This is a genomic window from Paraburkholderia lycopersici (assembly GCF_900096975.1).
Taxonomy (GTDB): domain Bacteria; phylum Pseudomonadota; class Gammaproteobacteria; order Burkholderiales; family Burkholderiaceae; genus Paraburkholderia; species Paraburkholderia lycopersici.
Genome location: NZ_FMYQ01000002.1, coordinates 188,341 through 207,543, shown reverse-complemented (window position 1 = coordinate 207,543; position 19,203 = coordinate 188,341). Strand labels below are relative to the sequence as shown.

Sequence of the window (19,203 nt, the reverse complement as noted above, 5' to 3'; positions counted from 1 at the left end):
ATGGCGCCCCCCGCGAGGAGACGACCTTGAAGCGAAAGATGCCGGCGCTGAACGCTCTCAAGGCGTTCGAGGCGGCGGGCACGAGCGGCAGTTTCACCCGCGCCGCCGAGCAGCTGAACGTGACGCAAAGCGCCGTGAGCCGCCAGGTGCGCCAGCTCGAGGAGCAGCTTGGCGAGACGCTGCTCGAGCGCCATCACCACCGGCTCGAACTCACCGATGCCGGACGTGCGCTGCTGCGCACGCTGCAGCAGTCGTTCGACCGCATCGAGCTGACGGTGCGCACGATCCAGCAGAAGAGCGACCTCAACCGGCTGCGCGTGAACGCGCCGCCCACCTTCGCAAGCCGCTGGCTCGTCCCGCGACTGACGCGCCTGCACGCGCGCCACCCCGAGCTCGAATTGAGTCTCACGACACATCTGCAGGACAGCCTCGCCGATTCGACCGCGCTCGACTGCGCGATCCGCTTCGGCGACGGCGAATGGGAGGGCCTCGACAGCTCGCTGCTGATGCACGAGTCGCATATCGCGGTGTGCGCGCCCGCGCTGCTCGCGCATGGGCCCATCGATCTCGCGCAGCAAACCTTGCTGCACGTACTGGCGGGCGACAACCAGCGCTACCTCACGTGGCGGCACTGGCTCGACGCGGCGCGCATCGAGGACGTGGACACCTCGGGCGGCTACGAATTCGACCTGCTCGATCACGCAATCCGCGCCGCCATGGAGGGACTCGGCGTGACGATGGCCGACCGCAACATGATCGAGCGCGAACTGGCGCAAGGTCAGCTCGCGCCCGTGCGCGACGTCCGCGTGGACGGCCGGCAGTCATACTGGTTCGTGGTACGGCCCGAACAAAAGGCTTCGAAGCCGCTGCGGCTGTTCCGCCAATGGCTTCAGGACGAGATCGCCGCCGTGCGCTGACCGTTTGCGGCAATGGCCTGCGCGGCGGCAGCCGGGCCGGCGTCTTCGAGGATCATGTCCGCGCCCTTTTCCGCAACCATCATCGCCGGTGCATTGGTATTGCCCGACGTGATGTTTGGAAAGATCGAGGCATCCACCACGCGCAAGCCTTCGAGGCCGTGCACGCGCAGGCGCGCGTCCACCACGGCCGTGCGCGGATCGGGGCCCATCGCGCATGTGCCGCACAGGTGATAGATCGAGCCGCTTTGCTCGCGGAAGAACTTGAGCATGCTCGCGTCGTCGGTCACGTCGCCGGCGGGCGTCACCTCGGCTTCGGTGATCTCCTGCAACGCGCGCGCCGTCATCAGCTTGCGCACGAGACGGCTGCCCGCGATCGCGTCGTCGCGATCCTTTTGCGTCGACAGATAATTGCCGCGAATTCGCGGCGCGTCTTCCACGTTTGCCGAGGCGATCTCGACCGACCCGCGGCTCGTGGGACGGCACGGATTGAAGCAGACGAGGAAGCCCGAATACGGCTCCGGCGTGAGTTTCGCGCGATTCGACCTGGGAATCCGATACGAAAGCGGATTGAAGTACACCTGCATGTCAGGGTGCGCCTCGTCCGGACTGGTGCGGAAAAAGCCGCCCGACTGGTTCACGCTCATCGAAAACGGCCCCGTGCGCCTGAACAGATACTGCAGGCCGAACTTGAGCTTGCCGGCCCAGCTACCGAACGAATCGTTGAGCGTCTTCACGCGCGCGCGATAGTAGAAGCTCACGCACAGATGATCCTGCAGGTTCTGCCCCACGGCAGGCAGGTCGCGCACGATATCGATGCCGTGCTTCGCGAGCAGCGCGCGCGGACCCACGCCCGAAAGCTGCAGCAGCTTGGGCGAATCGACCGCGCCCGCCGCGACGATCACTTCGCGGTTCGCACGGAACGCGCGCTTCGCGCCTTGCTGCACGACCTCCACGCCGACAGCGCGCCGATTCGCGTCGTCGAACAGCACGCGCGTGGCGCGGGCATGATGCTCGATCTTCAGGTTCGAGCGTTGCCCCGCGCGATGCAGGTACGCCACGCTGCTCGAATCGCGCTTGCCCTCGCGCGTGTTCACGTCGTAAATGCCCACGCCTTCGAGCCGCGCGCCGTTGAAGTCGTCGTTGCGCTCGTAGCCGAGCTGCGTGCAGCCTTCGATGAAGGTGCGGCAAACCGGATGCGCGCCGTCCTTCATCGGCGTGATGCGCACCGGACCGCTCGCGCCGTGCCAGGGCGTGTCGCCAAGCGGATGCGATTCGAGCTTGCGGAAATACGGCAGCACTTCCCGGTACGACCACCCCGCATTGCCGGCCGCGGCCCAGTCGTCGTAGTCGCGTGCCGCGCCGCGCACGTAGATCATCGCGTTGATCGAGCCCGAGCCGCCCTGCACCTTGCCGCGTGGCGCGTAAATCTGCCGGCCGGCGAGCTCCGGCTCCGGTTCGCTGTAGTACATCCAGTTGTACTGCTTGTGGTAGTACAGCTTCGCGAAGCCGATGGGAATCTTGAACCAGAACGAATCGTCGGGTCCGCCCGCTTCGAGCAGCAGCACCGAGTAGCGCCCCGAAGCCGAGAGGCGCCCGGCGAGAATGCAGCCCGCCGAACCGGCGCCGACGATGATGTAGTCGTAGTTCATTTGCTTGCTCCCGCAGAGGGTGGATCAGCCGCGTGCGGGCGAGGTGTCGCGCACGTCGGCGGGCCGGCTCGCCATCTGCAGATGCAGACGCTTGCCCGTATAGGGCGAATGCGCGCGCACGACGTCCATGTCCAGTTCGACGCCGAGACCCGGCGCCTTCGAAGGAATGATGTAGCCGTCCTCCCACCGGATAGGCTGCTTGAGCACCTGGGCGTGGAAGCCGTCCCACGTGCCGATGCTTTCCTGAATCAGGAAGTTCGGCGTGCAGGCCGCGAGCTGGATGCTCGCCGCCGCGCCGACAGGCCCGTTGTAGAGATGCGGCGCGATCTGCGCGTAGTGCACTTCGGCGAGGCTCGCAATCTTCTTCGCTTCGAGCAGGCCGCCCACGCGCGCAACGTTCATCTGCAGGATCGACGCGCCGCCCGCCTGCAGCAGCTTGTGGAATTCGTACTTGGTGGTGAGGCGCTCGCCCGTCGCGATGGGAATCGACGTATGCTTCGCGACGGTTGCGATAGCCTCTTCCTGGCCCGGCGGCACAGGTTCTTCGAACCATAGCGGGTCGTATTTTTCGAGGCGCCTCGCCAGCCGGATTGCCGAGGACGGCACCATCTGCCCATGCGTGCCGAACAGCAGGTCGGCCTCGTTGCCGACCGCCTCGCGCACCTTGCGGCAGAACGTTTCGCAACGGTCCAGCACTTCGAGCGAAAGCTGATGGCCGGAATAAGCCGTATACGGGCCCGCCGGATCGAACTTGACGGCGGTGAAACCGCGCTTGACGTTTTCCGCGGCGCATTCCGCAGCGAGATCGGCGTCGTCGTAATCGTATTCGCCGTTCGCGTTCTTCGGATAGAGATAGGTGTACGAACGAAGACGCTCGTTCACCATGCCGCCCAGCAGCTCGTATACCGGCTTTCCCGCCGCCTTGCCGATGATGTCCCAGCATGCCATTTCGAGGCCGCTCACGATGCCCATCATCGTGAGGTCGGGGCGCTGCGTGAAGCCGCTCGAGTACGCCTCGCGGAACAGGCGTTCGACGTGATGCGGATCGCGGTCGAGCAGATAGCGGGTGAAGACGTCTTCGATCGCGGGCACCATCACGTCCGGGTGGAACGTGGCGGCGTAGATCTCGCCCACGCCTTCAACGCCGCAATCGGTCCGCAGCGTAACGAAGATCCAGTACATGCCGCCGAGGTGCGGTGGAGGCACCGCGACGACGTGAGTTTCCATTGCAACGACTTTCATGGTTCGGGCTATATCAGGCAGGTTTGGTGTGGGTCATGTGGTGGAGCACCAGCGCGGCGATTGCGCCGAGCGTGCCGATGGCCGCCACATAGGCGAAATAGAACTGGTAGCCGAGCATGCCTGCGTAACGCTCGGTGATGTAACCGTTCATGAGCGGCAGGAAGATGTCCGACGAATAGCCGATCAGCGAAACGAGGCCGATGGCGAGGCCCGTTATGCGCATGGGAATCGAGCAATAGTCGAGCAGCGTCCAGTACAGGCCGCGAATTGCATAGGTCATGAGCCCGATGAAGAGCACTACCGCGCCGAGCAGCGCCATGTTGCGCAGCGCTGGCAGGAAGATCAGCCCGATGAGGCCCGCGACGGCAAGGAACAGCGCCCAGATCAGCACGCGCAGGTTCGAGAAGCGGTCGCCGAGAAAGCCGCCGCCAATGCCGCCAACCGGCCGCATCCATAGCTTCGCCGTCGTCACCATGCCTGCGGCCACCACGCTCATGTGCAACTCGCCCTGCTGCAGATAGGCGGAAAAACTATAGGTAGCCCAGAAGATCTGGTAACCGCAGAACACCACCGCCGCCATGAGCCAGAGCTGGGGAATCGAGGCCAGCGTCCTGAGATCGCGCCATAGGGAACCGTTTGCGTTTGTCTCCGCCGCTTCATCCGGCTGGCTTGCGGCGCGCGCCGGCGCGGGGTCCTTGAAGAAGCTCATGACCGCGCCGAGCGCGATGCATGTGAACGAATACAGATAGATCACGTGGCGCAGGCCCGCTGCCTCACCTCGTCCCGAGCCGGTGGCGGCGGCGAAGAGCGCGAGCGCCGCGGTAGCGAGCAGCGCCTCGACGAGCCCGCGCCCGCCGTCGAGCAGCCCGAAAAAACGGCCTTGCTCGTTGGGCGCCGCGATCATGCGCACGCGCTTGAGCACCGAAGCCCAGAACGTGAGGCCCGTGGTGAGGCCCCAGCAGCAGAAGATCACGAGCAGCGCATGGAATGCGGGGGCCGTCGAATACCAGAGGCCCAGCGCGCCGGTGCCGATCAGCGAGAAGCAGATCAGGAGGCGCGGCGCGACGCGGTCGGCAAGCCAGCCGCTCGGCAGATAGGAAAGGAAGAACACGATGCCGAGCACCGAATAGAGGTAGCCTAGCTGCGCGTTGTCGATATGCAGGACATCGAGCATCGTGGTCTGATAGACCTGACGCAAATACAGCAGCGGATAGATTCCGCCCGCGGCGAGCACGAGCAGCAGCAACTGGACGTAGCGTTGCGCCGAGCCGGAGGCCGCCGGTGCGAGAGATGAGGATTCGGCGAGCGGCAAGCCGCACGACGCATCTGGCTTTGCGATGGACTTCTGCAAGATTGTCTCCATATCGCCAACTCGTCCGCGTGATCGCCCGGCGTGGGGGATCTCAGGTTGCGGTCAGCGTTTTTCTTCAGATGAGGGAGCGTTGCGGCGCACGCCCTTCAGACATTCATTTCATTCAGGAAACCGAACAATCAGAACGGCATGACGACAAGGCGCGTTTGCGTGAATTCGAGCATGCCATGCTTGCCGTCGTCGCCGCCAAGGCCCGAGCGTTTCCACCCGGCATGGAAGCCCTGGTAGGGATCGGCCGGCGTGCGGTTCACGTAGAGTTCGCCGGCTTCGATCTCGTTCGCGACGCGCATCGTCGTGCGGTAGCGCTCCGTATAGAGCACCGACGAGAGGCCGAACTGATGATCGTTGGCCATGCGCAGCGCGTCGTCGAGCGAGTCGTACGAGAGCACGGGTAGCACGGGGCCGAAAACCTCTTCCTGCACGATCTCCATGTCCTGGCGGCAGTGCGTGAGCAGCGTGGGCGGATAAAAGTGGCCCTTGCCTTCGGGCAAGTAGCCGCCCGTCGCGAGCGTCGCGCCCTGAGCAACGGCGCGCCCGACCATCGCATGAATCGCGCCGCGCGCGCCCGCGCTCACGAGCGGACCCATGCGCGTTTCGTCTTCGGCGCGGTCGCCGAAGCGCACCGCGCTCATCTTTTCGCGCAGCAGCGCGACGAAGCGGTCATGCACGCGGGCATGCACATACACACGTTCGATCGCCGTGCAAAGCTGACCGCAATGCGTGGTCTTCGAGCGCACGATGGCCGTGGCCGCCGCTTCGAGATCGGCGTCGTCCTCGACGATCGCGGGCGTCTTGCCGCCCAGTTCGAGCGAGGGCTTCGCAATGTTTTCCTTGCAGTAGTCGAGCACCTTGCGGCCCGCCGCCACGCTGCCCGTGAGCGCGATCATGCCGACGTCCCGATGCGTGCAGAGCGTTGCCGCCGTGTCATGGTCCATTGCCAGCACGTTGAAGACGCCCGGCGGCAGTTCGGCTTCCAGCGCCGCGCGCGCCACCTCGAATGCCGAGCAAGGCGTATGGTTGCTCGGCCTCGCGACCACGGCATTGCCCGTGATGAGCGCCGGCGCGATCTTGCGCAACAGCGTGTACACCGGAAAGTTGAACGGAATCAGGCACGCGGCGACGCCAATCGGCTCGCGCATGAGAATGAGGTTTTCGTTGGCGCTGTCGCTCGGAATCACTTCGCCTTCGATGCGGCGCGCCCACTGCGCGTGGTAGCGCAGGATTTCGGCGGCGTATCGGGCTTCGGCCGTCGCGTCCGCGAGGCTCTTGCCCGATTCGGCCGCGAGCGCGGCGCCGATTCGCGGTGCGCGCGCCTCGACGGCGTCTGCGAAGCGGCCCAGAATCGCGCCGCGCCCGGCGGCGGGGAGCTTGCGCCACGCGCGCTGCGCAGCCACGGCGGCCTCCACGGCGCGTGTCGCATCGGCCGCGTTCGCCGCGCTCACGTGGCCGATCGTGTCGCCCGTTGCGGGGTTGTGGACGGCGATGCGCGGCCCATCCGCGCCGACGAACTGCCCGTTGATGAAGTTGAGATCTGATCGCATGGAATACTGCCCGTTCGGCGTCGCCGCCGCGTCTGGAGATAGGGCAGTATCCGTGCGCGTTCGACGCGCCACAAACGATTAATTGTCGAGCGGAGCATGCGAAAAACGCATGCTCGAGACACAGGAACCAAAGCTCGAAAAGTCGATCCGCGTGGCGGCCGCGCGGCTTGCTTGTTATAATTCGATCACGCGGACGAAACAAATCTAACGTTCGCCAGGACCGCTAAGCGGTCCTGGCGAAACATCGACCCCATGGCCAAAATCGACCGGCTGCGAGCCCTTGCCGAGGCGCTCGCGAAACATAACGTCATGCATCTTCGGGACGCGGCCAGCGTGCTCGGCGTATCCGAAATGACCGTGCGGCGCGATATCGCCGCGAATCCCGAGCGCTTTACGTATCTCGGCGGCTATATCGTGAGCGCTCAGGACGTGCCCAATACGGCCGGTTACTCGCTCGAACACGAAAAGGACCACTTCGCGCAAGCCAAGGCGCAGGCCTCCGCTCACGCTGCCCGGCTGATCGCGCAGAACGACACGGTGTTCATCGACTGCGGCACGACGCTCGCCGCGCTAGCGCGCATCATCCCGTCCCAGTTGCAGATCACGGCCGTGTGCTACTCGCTCAACGTCGCGGAGATTCTGCGGCGCATGCCCAACGTGCGCATGATTCTGCTGGGGGGCGTGTACGTGCCCTCCTCAGATTCGTTCTCGGGCGAGGAAAGTCTCGAAACGTTGCGGCGCATGGGCATCAACAAGGCCTTCATTTCCGCGGGCGGCGTGGACGCCACGCGCGGCGTGACGTGCTGGAACTTTCACGAAGTCGCGCTCAAGCAGGCGGCCATGGCAAGCGCCGTGGAAAGCCACCTCGTCGTGGATGCCAGCAAGTACGGCGTCGTGAAGGCGTGGCGCTTTTCGCAGATGGACGACTTCAATTCGATCATCACGGAGAAGGGCCAGGCGCTGCGCCAGCGCAGTGCCTGAGCCAAACCGGCCACGCAACGAAAAGCGCGGGCTCAGCCGCGCCGGCGCAGCGCGAACAGCGTGCCCGCCACCAGAATGAATGCGCCGACAATCACCTTCTGCCACGTGCTTGGCACACCTACGAGTATCAGCACGTTATTGATGAGCGTGACGAGCGCCACGCCGAGCAGCGTGCCGACCACGGTGCCGCTGCCGCCCGTAATGCGCGCGCCGCCCAGAATCACCGCCGCGATCACGTCGAGTTCCGAGCCCACGAGGTCGAACGGATTGGCGAGCCGGTTGTTCGACACGTGCAGAATGCCCGCCACGCCCGCCAGAAACCCCGTATAGCCGAACACGAAGAGCCGGATGGCGCGCAGGTTGAAGCCGAGCCGCTCGGCAATCGCCGTGCTGCCGCCCATGGCATAGACGCCGCGCCCCATCATCGTGCGGTTGAGCAGCCACCATGTGAGAACCGCGCCCGCCACGAGCGCGAGCGCGGAAACGGGCAGCACGGCGTTCAACCCGTCGGCGGTCTTGTACGCGATAAGCGGAATACGGCCGAAATGATCCATGCTGTGCGGAATGTTCATGAAGAACGTCGTGCCCACGAACGTGAGCAACAGCCCGCGATAGAGATATTGCGTGCCGATCGTCACGATCAGCGAGGGCGCCTGCAAACGGTGTACGAGCACGCCGTTGATTACGCCGAGCACGACGCCGCCCACCGCGCCCGTGAGCAGGATGAGCGCGAACGGCGCATCGGGCCACCAGGCGAACACGGCTTTCGTGATCGAGTACATGGTGAGCGCGCCGATCGCCGTGAACGACACGTCGATCCCTCCCGAAGCGAGCACGACGAGCGTGCCGAGCGCGAAAAGCGAGGTGATCGTCGCGGAGTGCAGCAGGTCGAACAGCGTGGCCCACTGGAAAAAGCGCGGGTTGATCGACGCGACGATCACGCAGGTAACGACGATCAGCGTGGCCGTGAACCACTCGGGGTTGCGCGCGAGCTTCGCGCGCCAGTTGAGCGGGACGGTCTGGCGCGCGACTTCGACGGTGTTGGACGACGTGCTCATTGTCTGATTCATGCTCATGCGATGTCCGGCAAACGTTACGCGGGTTTCAGGCGGCCTCGGCGAGAAGCGCGCGATATAGCTGGGCCTCGGTCAGGCCTTCGGCGCGATGCGCTTCGGCAAGGCGCCCTTTACGCATCATCAACACGCGGTCGCAGTTCTGCAGCAGTTCGGGCAGGTCGTCGCTCACGAGCAGAATGCCGATGCCGCGCTGCGAAAGCCGCTGCATGATGCGATAGATGATGTCTTTCGAGCCGACGTCCACACCCACGGTCGGCCCGTGCAGGATCAGCACGTGCGGGTCGATGGCGAGCCAGCGGCCGATCAGCACGCGCTGCTGGTTGCCGCCCGAGAGCGACTGCACGGCCTTCTCCACGTCCGGGGTGGCGATCTGCAATTCCTTCACGGTGTCTTCCGCGAGCGCGCGCGCCCGCGCGCGGTCGATCTGGCCGAAGCGGTCGCGCAAGCTCGCGATCATCGCCGTGATGACGTTGTCGCGAATCGGCTTGTCGAGGAATAGCCCCTCGTTCAGGCGGTCTTCCGGCACGTAGCCGATGCGCGCGCGCCGCGCGTCGCCTGGCGTAGCGAGTTTGATCGCGCGGCCTTCGAGCACGATTTCGCCCGCATCGGCGGGCGCGACGCCCGCGAGCGCGCGCGCGAGCTCGTTGCGGCCCGAATCGAGCAGGCCCGTCACGCCGAGAATCTCGCCACGATGCAGCGTGAACGACACGTCGCGAAACAACCCCGCGCGGCCGAGGCCGCGCACGTCGAGCAGCACGCCGGCTTCGGGCGCGGCGCTGCGGTAACGCTCGGTGGAAAGCTCGCGGCCCGTCATCAGCTCACTCAACTGCGCCTTCGTGTAATCGGTGATGGGGCCTTGCGTGACCTTCTGGCCGTCGCGCAGCACGATCACTTCGCCGCCGATCGCATAGCACTCGTCGAGCTTGTGGCTCACGAACAGCACGGTCACGCCTTGCGCGCGCAACTGGCCGAGCACGGCGATCAGGTTCGTCACTTCCTTCTGCGTGAGCGACGTGGTCGGCTCGTCCATGATGACGAACTTCGCCTCGCTCGCGATCGCGCGCGCGATCGCGACGAGCTGGCGCGTGGCGAGCGGCAATTGCTCGATCAGCGTGGCCTGGAAATCGGCGTCGCCGGACAGGCCCACGGCCTTCAGCGCGCGTTCGGCCGTGCGGGCAAGCTCGCGGCGGTCGAAGGTGCGCGCGAGACGTCCGGCGTGTTCGGCCAGCTCGGTCGTGAGGCCCACGTTCTCGGCCACGCTCATGTTCGGCAGCAGCGAAAGATCCTGATAGACCGTTTCGATGCCGGCCGCCAGCGATTCGAGCGGCGTGAGCCGCGCGTGGCGCGCGCCGTCGATCACGAGCTCGCCTTCGTCGGGCGGCTGCGCGCCCGAGATGATCTTGATGAGCGTGCTCTTGCCACACCCGTTCTCGCCGAGCAGGTGATAGATCTGTCCGCGCTCGAACGTGAGCGTCACGCCGCGCAAGGCGTACACGCCGGTAAAGCGCTTGTGCACGCCGAGCACCTGCAATAACGGTTCTGATGCCATGTCCTGACTCTTCGTTACGCTCTGGCGAAGTCGCAGCGAAGCGCGCGCCGGCTCCAAGGCCGTTGCGCGCCGCTGTTTTCCGGTCAGAAGTTGTATTGCTTGTAGTTCGACTTGTCGACGCTCACCCAGCCCTGGCCGCGCACGATGATGCCCTTGCCCGGCCCCTTCGACACGGTCACTTTCTCGTAGCCCGGCAGGCCGAGATTCGCGCCGTTCTCCACGGTCTTGCCATCGAGCAGCATCTTCGCGATCTTGTTCATCGCCTCGCCGGCCAGCTTCGGGTCCCAGAACGCAATGCCGTTGATCGCGCCGCTTTCGAGGTACTTGCCCGCCTCGGTCGGCAGACCCGTGCCGTAGACGCAGATCTTGCCCTGCAGGCCCGCTTCCTCGACGGCGCGGCCGATGCCGATCACGTCGAGCGAGGACGAACCCTGGAAGCCCTTGATGTCCGGATGCTTGCGCAGCACCTCCTTGGCCACTTCATACGCGTGCTCGCCGTCGTTGTTCGTTTCGAGATTCGTCTCGACGAGCTGCATCTTGGGGAACTTCTTCTTCGCGTTGTCGATGCCGCCGTCGGCCCACTGCACCTGCGAGCGGCTGCCGAGCGAGCCGACCATCGTCGCCCATTTGCCCTCGTCGTGCATGCACGCCGCGAGCCGGTCGTTGAGCGCGGCGCCGTAGGCCGAATTGTCGAATGCTTCGACGTCGACCATCGTGTTCTTTTCGTTGTCGGCCTCGTGCGTGACGACCTTGATGCCGCGGTCCATCGCCTTCTTGAGCGCCGGTTCGAGCGTGGGCGGATCGTACGGCACGACGGCGATCGCGCTCACCTTCTTCGCGATGAGGTCGTCGATGATCTTCAGTTGCTGCGCGGCGTCCGCGCGGCCCGGGCCCGTCTGGTAGACCGAGATGTTCGGATTGTCCTTGCCGAACTCCTTCACGCCGTCGTCCATGCGATTGAACCAGCTGATGCCGGTCACTTTCACGACGGTCACGATCGTCGGGTTTTCCGCTGCATACGCCACGGCCGCCGCGCCGGCGGCGAGCGCGCAAGCCGTGAGTGCCACACTGAGTCGCTTGAAGTTCATGTCGGATGTCTCCTTTTTTATACTGTCGCCCCGAAATGGATGGCGGCGGACCTCCGAGGCTCGATGCCCGCCTGCTGCACAGTCCAGCCGGTCAGCCCGAGGCACGCCCCTTGCCGCCCGACTGCGCGGCGGGCTGCGGCCCCGCGAGACCGAAAATCGCGCGTACGCGCTCGCCGCCCGCGAACGCGAGCGAGAGCAACAGCAGAAAGCCCCAGGCGCAGTCGCCGAAGAACTGCGAAACGCCCATCAGGTTGAAGAGGCTCGAAAGGAATTGCAGCACGGTGGCGGCAAAGAATACGCAGATGATGCGTCCATAACCGCCAGCGGGATTCACGCCGCCCATCACCGCAATGAGAATCGCGATCAGCAGATACGAATTGCCGTAGTCCCATTTCGCGCTGAGCGTGTGCGAAACGCTCACGAGCCCGGCGAGCGACGCGAGCACGCCGCACATCGCGTACGTGACGACGAGCATGCGCGCGCGCGGAATGCCCGCATAAAACGCCGCGCGCTGATTCGTGCCCATGAGATAGAGGCGCAGCCCGAATGGCGTGCGCCTGAGAAGCCACCCCAGCAGCACGACCACGGCGACAAACAGCAGAAACGAAATGGGCACCTGGAAGAACGTGCCGTTGCTGATGTCGGCGAGCGGCTCGACATAATCGACGTGCACCGAGGCGCCATTGCTGAGCGCCACCGCGAAGCCCGTGAAAAGCAGTTGCGTACCGAGCGTGCAGAGGATGGGCGTGAGCCCGAGCCGCGCGATCACGAAGCCGTTGAGCAGGCCGCCGAGCAGCCCCATGCCCACGACGATCACGCAAAAGAGCGCCGTATAGAGCGCCGGCGAATCGTCGCCGCTCACGAAGCGCGGCACCACCAGCGCGGCGATCATGCCGGAAAGATTCGCGAGCCCCACGCCCGAGAGGTCGATGCCGCCGTTGCCCGAGAGCATCGAAAGCATGATGCCGAGCGCGAGCAGCGCGACTTCGGGTAATTGCGCGCCCATCGACTGCAGGTTGTCGATGCCGACGAACTGTCCGCGCGATACCCAGACCGCGACCAGCACGACGATGAGGTTCACGGCCAGCAGGAAGTTCAACTGCCGGTCGCCGAACCATCTGGCCAGGAGAGCAGACTTCATGGACTTCGTCCTTTGCAGTGTGTTTGCAGTCGATGCTCAATGCGCCGCGGCGCTCGCCATGCGCGCGAGTATCGCGTCGACTTCCTCGCGCCGCGGCATGGAGGGCGCGGTGCCTGCCCGCGTCACGGAGATGCCCGCGAGCGCACAGCCAAAGCGCGTGGCCGTGAGCGGATCGTCGCCGCGCGCGAGCGCCGCGGCGAAACCGCCCGTGAAGCCGTCGCCCGCGCCCGCGGTTTCCACCACCGGGCCGCAATGGAACGCGGGCAGCAAGACCGACTCCTTACGTGTATGCAGCAGCGCGCCCGCCTCGCCCAGCGTCACGATGACGGCGCCCGCGCCTTTCGCGAGCAGCACGTCGGCGGCGCGGCGGGCGTCGGCGGCGTTGCGGATTTCGACGCCCGTGAGCGCCGTCGCCTCCGTTTCGTTGGGCGTGACGTAGTCGCACAGCGGAAAAATGTCGTCGGGCAGCGGCATGGCGGGCGCCGGATTGAACACCGTCTTCACGCCGTGCCGGCGCGCAATTTCGAGACCCCGGCGCGCCGCCGCCAGCGGCTGTTCGAGCTGCGTCACGAATACCTGGGAAGCCGAAATATCGGCTTCGATCGCTTCGGCGTCGGCCGGCTCCATCGTGCCCGCCGCGCCCGCCGCGACGATGATCGCGTTCATGCCCGTCGTCTCTTCCACGAAGATGTGAGCCGCGCCCGTGGCAAGGCCTTCCGCGGCCCGCGTGCGCGCCGTGATGCCTTCGGCGGCCCAGGTGGCGCGCGCGATTTCGCCGAACGCGTCGTTGCCCACACGCGTGCAGAACACCACCTGCGCGCCCGCGCGCGCGGCGGCCACGGCCTGATTCGAGCCCTTGCCGCCCGGACCCATCGCGAACGCCGATCCGGCGAGCGTCTCGCCGATCATCGGCATGCGGCTCGCGCGAAACGCGAGATCGGTTACGTAGATGCCGAGAATGACGACGCGCCCGCTCATTGGCCGGCCTCCTTCGCGCGCGGCGCGTCGGGGGCGAGCAATACGCCTTTGGTGAACACGAAGCAGCCGTAGCCGCGCGCCTCGCCCGTGGCGATCACGCAGTACGCCTTGCGCGCGCGCGCATAGAAGGCGTGGCGCTCGACGGGCGCGAACGGGACCGGACGCCCTTCGGCTGCGTCGACCTCGGCCTGGGTCTCGCGCTGCACGGCCGGAATCGCGTGGGGCTCGCCCACGACTTCCATGCGCATTGCCGGGGCTTCCACGAACGTATCGAGCGGCAGCACGGAGAGGATCGCGCGCACGGCGCGCGGCGCGTCCGCGCCGTCGATGCGCAGGAGCTTGCCGAGCACCGTTGCGCGGGCAACGGAATCGGCGGGGAAGTTCGCGTCGCACACGACGAGCTCGTCGCCATGCCCCATTGCGCGCAGCGCTTGCAGGACATCGGCGTTCAGAAGCGGGTCGAGGTTTTTCAGCATGTTGTCTCCTGGCTGTTTGTGGGCGTGGCGCCTTCTTCTTTGGAAGCGCTCAGTCGCCGTACGGTATCCAGATGTTCTTCACCTGCACTGCATGGCGCAGGAACGGCAATCCTGCGCTCGCCCGGTCGAACCAGTCAACCTCGCGGCCATGGTCCACGAAGGTTCGCTTGAGATTGCCGACCGACTCGCGCTCCACGAGGGCCGAATCGCTCGCGGCGCCGAAGCACCAGAGCGCATCCACGTCGTCGTGCTTCGCGAGCGCCGGCAGCAGCGCGGCGCGCTCGCCGGTCAGGATGTTCAGCGCGCCCGCCGGGACGTCCGACGTTTCCACGACCTGGTAAAAATCCGTAGCCGCGAGCGGGCTCGCCTCGCTCGCCAGCGCGACCACGCGATTGCCCATCGCGAGCGCCGGCGCGATCAGCGAAACGAAAGCCAGCAGCGGCGCTTCGTCCGGGCACGCCACGCCGACCACGCCAAGCGGCTCGTGCATCGCCAGCGCCACGCCGCGCAGCGGCGGCGTATGGACCGCGCCTTCGAACTTGTCGGCCCACGCCGCATAGCTGAACAGCCGGTCGATGGCCGCCGCCACTTCGCGTCCGGCCGCGTGCGCGTCGTGTCCCGCGCGCCGCGTGAGCTGACGCGAGAATTCCTCCGCGCGCGCGCTCAGGTTCTCCGCGAGGTAGTACAGCACTTGCGCACGGGCATGCGCGCTCATCTGCGTCCACTTGCCCGCGCCGCGCGCGGCGGCGACAGCGTCGCGCACGTCCTTGCGGCTACCCGCGCCGGCTTCGCCCACCCATTCGCCGTTGGGCGCGAATACGGCGTGCGAATAACCGCTATCGGGACGCACCTGCTTGCCGCCGACAAAAAGCTTCGCAGTCCGGTCAATTCCCTCGATCGTGGCCGCAACGTCGCGTGCGAGCGCTCGCTTCGCGCGCGGCGCGCGCATCGGCAGCTTGCTCCATGCGGAAGGCTTCAGATACTCGAACACGCCCTCGCGCCCGCCTTCGCGGCCGAAGCCCGACTCGCGGTAGCCGCCAAAGCCGACGCTCGCGTCGAAGAGGTTCGTCGCGTTGATCCACACCACGCCGCATTGCAGGCGCGGCGCGATATCGAGCGCGCGGCCGATGGTCTCGCTCCACACGCTCGCGGCAAGCCCATAGCGCGTGTTGTTCGCGAGCGCCACGGCCTCCTCGGGCGTGCGAAAGCTCATGGCCGCGAGCACCGGCCCGAAGATCTCCTCCTGGGCGAGCGTCGAGGCCGGCCCGATGCCGGTGACGAGCGTGGGCGGATAGAAGCAGCCGCCCGGCGGCAGCTCGACTTCGTGCGGCTGCCACACGGTGCAGCCTTCGCGCCGCCCCGCTTCGACGAGCGACTCGATGCGCTCGAGCTGAACCGGATCGACGATCGCGCCGATGTCGATGCCCTTGTCGAGCGACGGCCCCACGCGCAGCGTAGCCATGCGGCGCTTGAGCTTCGAGAGGAAGCGCGTTTCGACGCCCTCCTGCACGAGCAGGCGCGAGCCCGCGCAGCACACTTGCCCCTGGTTGAACCAGATGGCGTCCACCACGCCTTCCACCGCGCCGTCGAGATCCGCGTCGTCGAACACGATGAACGGCGACTTGCCGCCGAGTTCGAGCGTGAGCGACTTGCCCGAGCCCGCCGTGGCGCTGCGAATGAGGCGGCCCACTTCGGTCGAGCCCGTGAAGGCGATCTTGTCGACGTCGGGATGACCGACGAGCGCGGCGCCCGTGCCGCCATCGCCCGTCACGACGTTGAGCACGCCCTTCGGCAAGCCCGCGCGATGCGCCAGCTCGGCGAACAGGAGCGCCGTGAGCGGCGTATATTCCGCGGGCTTGAGCACCACGCAGTTGCCCAGCGCGATAGCGGGCGCCACCTTCCACGCGAGCATGAGCAACGGGAAATTCCACGGCACGATCTGGCCGATCACGCCAAGCGGCGACCAGCCAGATAGTTCGTCATCCTGAAGTTGAGCCCATCCAGCGTGATGGAGGAAATGCCTGGCGACGAGCGGCACGTCGATGTCGCGCGCTTCGCGAATCGGCTTGCCGTTGTCGAGCGCCTCGAGCACCGCGAACAGACGGCTATGGCGCTGCACCATGCGCGACAGCGCATAGAGATGGCGCGCGCGCGCCGCGCCGCCTATTGCGTACCACGCGGGCTGCGCCGCGCGCGCCGCCGCGACGGCGGCGGCCACGTCGGCCGCGCCGCCCTGAGCCGCGGCCGCGAGCGGCTCGCCCGTTGCGGGCGCGCGCACGTCGAAGCGCTCGCCGTCCGCGCTCTCGCGCCACGCGCCGTCAATGAAATGCCCGAACGACGCCCCGTGCTGCGCGAGCCAGGCGCGCACGGGCTGATCGTCCTCGGGGGCGGGACCGTAGTCCATCGTTCGGAAATACTCGGCTACGCTCATCGGTATGATCTGCTCAGGCTACGGGGTGACGGTGAAAGGCGGAATAGCGGCCGCTCACATGGTGTTCGAGCTGGCGCTCGATGTCGGCAAGCAGGCTCGACGCGCCAAAGCGGAACAATTCGGGCTCGAGCCACGAACGCCCCAGCTCTTCCTTCATCAGGATCTGGTACGCGAGCGCGGACTTTGCGGTCGATACGCCGCCCGCGGGCTTGAAGCCCACCAGCGCGCCCGTGCGCTCGCGGTATTCGCGGATCATGCGCACCATGACGAGCGAGACGTCGAGCGTGGCGTTGGTCCCTTCCTTGCCCGTGGACGTTTTGATGAAGTCCGCGCCCGCCATCATGCAAACCATCGACGCCCTGGCGATGTTCGACAGCACGCGTATGTCGCCGGTCGCGAGAATCGCCTTGAGATGCGCCTCGCCGCAGGCCGCGCGAAACTCGCGCACTTCGTCGTAGAGCGCGCGCCAGTTGCCGGTGAGCACGTGCTCGCGCGTCACCACGATATCGATTTCCGCGGCGCCGTCCGCGACCGAAGCTTCGATTTCCCTGAGCTTGAGCGCATGCGGATTGAGGCCCGCCGGAAAGCCCGTGGAAACGGCCGCAACGGGAATGCCGCTGCCCGCCAGCGCGTCGACGGCGGCGGCGACGAAACGGTGATAGACGCACACCGCGCCCGTCGCGATGGACTCGGGCGCGAAGCCGAGCGCCGCGAGCAGATCGGCGCGCACGGGGTGGCGCGCCTTCGTGCAGAGGCGCCGCACGCGGCCTTCGGTGTCGTCGCCGTTGAGCGTCGTGAGATCGATGCAGGTGATGGCCTTCAACAGCCACGCGGCCTGCGCGTCCTTCTTGACGGCACGGCGCGTGCCGAGCGTGGCCGTGCGCCGCTCGACCGCGGAGTGATTGACGCGCAAAGCGTCGAGCCACGACGCATCGAACGCCACGCCGGCATTGCGTGCAGCATGAGCGGGCCGCGCGGGCGCGCCGCGCAACACGACGAGCGAGTTCGTTGAAGCTTCTGACATAGGCTGGGAGGCGAATTTGTGCAATGCACATCAAACTGTGATGGCTTATTCGCACCCATCCTATACCGATGAAATGATCGTGACAATACTCGTTACAATCCTATCTATCGTCTTCCAATCGATGTCGGAACGAATGCCGGATCGCGGCGCGCACCGCGACCTGGCGCAACATGGGGGGAGATTCAACAGGTCCGGTGGGGAAGCGAGGCTGCCCGCTCAGAACTGCAGCCGGTAGCGCACGAAGTCGTCGGCCGTGGCGAATTCGTCGTAGAGCTTGCGCGCCGGGTTGCTCTCGCGCGTGTGCCAGTAAAGGCGCGACCAGCCGCGCGAACGCGCCAGCGCGATGAGGTCTTCGATGAGCCGCCTGCCGATACCTCGCCCCCTGTACGCCGGATCGACGAACAGGTCTTCCAGATAGCAGATCGGCGTCTCGACCCAGGTGCCTTCGTGGAGCACGCAGAGGCAAAAGCCCACCACGCGGCCCTCCACTTCGGCGACGCGCCCGAAGAGCGGCGCATTCTCGTCGAGCATGCGCTGCCAGGTTCGCTCGCTGACTTGCGGCGCGACGCTCGCTTCATAGAACGCGTTGTAGGCCGCCCAGAGACGGAACCACGCGTCGCGGTCGGCCGGCGTCACGTCGCGAATGAGGAGCGCGCCGGACATTCAGGATGCCGCCGCTTGCCGGAGGCTTGCGAGCGACGCGCGCTGCTTGCCGCTGGTGTCGAAGTTCTCTTTCGAGAGCCACATCTCGAACGCACGTTTTACGAGCGGCCAGTCCTTGTCGATGATCGCGAACCACGCGGTGTCGCGATTACGCCCCTTGTACACGATCGCCTGGCGGAAAATTCCTTCGAACTGGAAACCCAGGCGCAGTGCTGTCTTGCGCGAGGGCGCGTTGAGGCTGTCGCATTTCCATTCGTAGCGCCGGTAGCCGAGATCGTCGAAGACGTGGCGCATCAGCAGGTACTGCGCCTCGGTGGAAAGCGGCGTTTGTTTCAGGCGCGGCGAAAACGTCACGCTGCCGACTTCGATCACGCCGTGCACCGGTTCGATGCGCATCAGCGCGAACGTGCCGACCGCCTTGCCGCTCGCGCGGTCGATCACGGCAAAGTGGAACGGATCGCTCGACGCGGCGGCTTTCGCGAGGTACGCGCGAAACGCGGCGAAATCCGCGAATGGCTCGGCGAACAGGTAGGTCCAGTCGCGTCCGTCGGCCGCCGCGCCATAGGCCTCGAAAAGATCGGCTGCGTGGCGCTCGGGATCGATCGGCTCGATGCGGCAGAACCGCCCCTCTATCGTCACGCGCGCGGGCCGCTCGCGTGGTTGCCAGCCGGTGACGGGTTCGCCGACAGGCTGCTGGTATTCGTTCAGTCTTGCTGTCATGCGTGACAAACTCCTGTTGCGCGGCACGTGCGCCGTATCCGCAATACGTTACCGTATGTCGTGGTTCTGCGAAAAGGTCCACGTGCAGCGCGATCGATGGAACCACGGTCATCGCGACCGGCCATGGCAAGAGCGCCCGATTGTTCAGCTTTCCTCAGTTCGTCGGCGCGGGCCGGCAAACGCGCGATGCGCATGGAATGAAACAGGCGCGGATCGTGCCGCGCTGATGTTGCCATACGTCCCCGCGCTGCCTGCGCAACGACCCAGGCGAAACCGGGCGGGCCAACCAGCTTGCACGTGCCGCAGGCAAAAAAAACCTACTATTGGCGTTGAATCTCCGGGCAACCATGAGAGG

16 protein-coding genes are annotated in these 19,203 nt (G+C 66.1%); 2 read left to right on the top strand and 14 right to left on the bottom strand.

Going from position 1 to position 19,203, the window contains the following annotated elements; translation table 11 throughout:
- Window positions 1–38 precede the first annotated feature (38 nt).
- The gene (locus BLU17_RS03800; RefSeq protein ID WP_091994642.1) at window positions 39–917 is read left to right on the top strand and encodes a LysR substrate-binding domain-containing protein; all 879 of its coding nucleotides are present in this window, start codon (window positions 39–41) and stop codon (window positions 915–917) included.
- Here BLU17_RS03800 and BLU17_RS03795 read toward each other — a convergent pair.
- The 4 genes from BLU17_RS03795 to aldA all read right to left on the bottom strand — a co-directional run bounded on the left by BLU17_RS03795 (window position 890) and on the right by aldA (window position 6,721).
- The gene (locus BLU17_RS03795; RefSeq protein ID WP_091994638.1) at window positions 890–2,566 is read right to left on the bottom strand and encodes a GMC family oxidoreductase; all 1,677 of its coding nucleotides are present in this window, start codon (window positions 2,564–2,566) and stop codon (window positions 890–892) included. The two genes, BLU17_RS03800 and BLU17_RS03795, sit on opposite strands and share 28 nt — an antisense overlap.
- Window positions 2,567–2,590: 24 nt before the next feature.
- Window positions 2,591–3,808 carry a mandelate racemase/muconate lactonizing enzyme family protein gene (locus BLU17_RS03790; RefSeq protein ID WP_091994635.1) on the bottom strand — a complete coding sequence of 406 codons (1,218 nt, stop codon included), beginning with the start codon at window positions 3,806–3,808 and terminating at the stop codon, window positions 2,591–2,593.
- 13 nt (window positions 3,809–3,821) lie between these two features.
- Window positions 3,822–5,159, bottom strand: a complete 1,338-nt coding sequence (locus BLU17_RS03785) for an MFS transporter (protein WP_425434058.1) — start codon at window positions 5,157–5,159, stop codon at window positions 3,822–3,824.
- A gap of 140 nt (window positions 5,160–5,299) precedes the next feature.
- Window positions 5,300–6,721 carry an aldehyde dehydrogenase gene (gene aldA / locus BLU17_RS03780; RefSeq protein WP_091994627.1) on the bottom strand — a complete coding sequence of 474 codons (1,422 nt, stop codon included), beginning with the start codon at window positions 6,719–6,721 and terminating at the stop codon, window positions 5,300–5,302.
- A 252-nt stretch (window positions 6,722–6,973) separates the two neighbouring features.
- On the opposite strand from aldA, the gene BLU17_RS03775 reads away from it, so the two are divergent.
- Entirely contained in the window at window positions 6,974–7,702 is a 729-nt protein-coding gene (locus tag BLU17_RS03775) for a DeoR/GlpR family DNA-binding transcription regulator (RefSeq protein ID WP_091994625.1), read from the top strand.
- Between the two features lie 32 nt (window positions 7,703–7,734).
- Here BLU17_RS03775 and BLU17_RS03770 read toward each other — a convergent pair whose 3' ends face one another.
- The 10 genes from BLU17_RS03770 to BLU17_RS03725 form a co-directional block, all read right to left on the bottom strand.
- Complete coding sequence (locus BLU17_RS03770; protein WP_425434057.1) at window positions 7,735–8,772, bottom strand: ABC transporter permease; 1,038 nt, start codon at window positions 8,770–8,772, stop codon at window positions 7,735–7,737.
- Window positions 8,773–8,806: 34 nt separating this feature from the next.
- Complete coding sequence (locus tag BLU17_RS03765) at window positions 8,807–10,327, bottom strand: sugar ABC transporter ATP-binding protein (protein WP_091994620.1); 1,521 nt, start codon at window positions 10,325–10,327, stop codon at window positions 8,807–8,809.
- Between the two features lie 83 nt (window positions 10,328–10,410).
- Window positions 10,411–11,415, bottom strand: a complete 1,005-nt coding sequence (locus tag BLU17_RS03760; protein WP_091994618.1) for an autoinducer 2 ABC transporter substrate-binding protein — start codon at window positions 11,413–11,415, stop codon at window positions 10,411–10,413.
- A 91-nt stretch (window positions 11,416–11,506) separates the two neighbouring features.
- On the bottom strand, window positions 11,507–12,556 hold the full coding sequence (locus BLU17_RS03755; protein ID WP_091994615.1) for an ABC transporter permease: 1,050 nt from the start codon (window positions 12,554–12,556) through the stop codon (window positions 11,507–11,509).
- 36 nt (window positions 12,557–12,592) lie between these two features.
- Window positions 12,593–13,534 carry a ribokinase gene (rbsK, locus tag BLU17_RS03750; RefSeq protein ID WP_091994612.1) on the bottom strand — a complete coding sequence of 314 codons (942 nt, stop codon included), beginning with the start codon at window positions 13,532–13,534 and terminating at the stop codon, window positions 12,593–12,595.
- Window positions 13,531–14,010: an RbsD/FucU family protein gene (locus BLU17_RS03745; protein ID WP_091994609.1), complete on the bottom strand. Its 480-nt coding sequence runs from the start codon at window positions 14,008–14,010 to the stop codon at window positions 13,531–13,533. Before BLU17_RS03745 ends, rbsK begins: the two co-directional genes overlap by 4 nt.
- A 49-nt stretch (window positions 14,011–14,059) precedes the next feature.
- Complete coding sequence (locus tag BLU17_RS03740) at window positions 14,060–16,441, bottom strand: aldehyde dehydrogenase family protein (RefSeq protein ID WP_091994606.1); 2,382 nt, start codon at window positions 16,439–16,441, stop codon at window positions 14,060–14,062.
- A 13-nt stretch (window positions 16,442–16,454) separates the two neighbouring features.
- Window positions 16,455–17,465 carry a deoxyribose-phosphate aldolase gene (deoC, locus tag BLU17_RS03735; protein ID WP_091994604.1) on the bottom strand — a complete coding sequence of 337 codons (1,011 nt, stop codon included), beginning with the start codon at window positions 17,463–17,465 and terminating at the stop codon, window positions 16,455–16,457.
- A 216-nt stretch (window positions 17,466–17,681) separates the two neighbouring features.
- Window positions 17,682–18,128: a GNAT family N-acetyltransferase gene (locus BLU17_RS03730; protein WP_091994601.1), complete on the bottom strand. Its 447-nt coding sequence runs from the start codon at window positions 18,126–18,128 to the stop codon at window positions 17,682–17,684.
- Complete coding sequence (locus BLU17_RS03725; RefSeq protein ID WP_091994598.1) at window positions 18,129–18,848, bottom strand: GNAT family N-acetyltransferase; 720 nt, start codon at window positions 18,846–18,848, stop codon at window positions 18,129–18,131.
- Between the last annotated feature and the right edge of the window lie 355 nt (window positions 18,849–19,203).